The sequence below is a fragment of the Bacillus sp. SIMBA_074 genome (assembly GCF_046534555.1).
GTDB classification, from domain to species: domain Bacteria; phylum Bacillota; class Bacilli; order Bacillales; family Bacillaceae_G; genus Bacillus_A; species Bacillus_A mycoides.
Genome location: NZ_JAWRYM010000575.1, coordinates 1 through 269 on the forward strand (window position 1 = coordinate 1; position 269 = coordinate 269).

1 protein-coding gene is annotated in these 269 nt (G+C 69.5%); it reads right to left on the bottom strand.

Features of this window, described 5'->3' with window-relative positions; translation table 11 throughout:
• Window positions 1-77 precede the first annotated feature (77 nt).
• Window positions 78-269, bottom strand: a 192-nt coding sequence (locus SB773_RS32025; protein WP_410594375.1) for a hypothetical protein, incomplete at its 5' end; no start/stop codon positions are given.

The window sequence follows — 269 nt, forward strand, 5'->3', positions numbered from 1 at the left end:
GTAGAACTCGCCGTACCCGGCGTAGAGGTCGAGCCAGGTGAAGAACTCGTTGTCCTGGACGCTCCGGACGCTGGTGGTCATCGTTCCTCCTCGGTCGGTGCCGCGGCGAGCAGGATATCGGTGACCGCCAGCTCATCGGCGGAGGCGAAGCGCAGGTCGGCGATTCTGCCCACCGAGCGGAGGTCGCCTGCGGCAGCCTCCACTGCGGCGATCTCGGCAGGGGGGCCCGCGATGACGGCGGAGTCGACGGGCGTGCGCTGGGAGGCCTT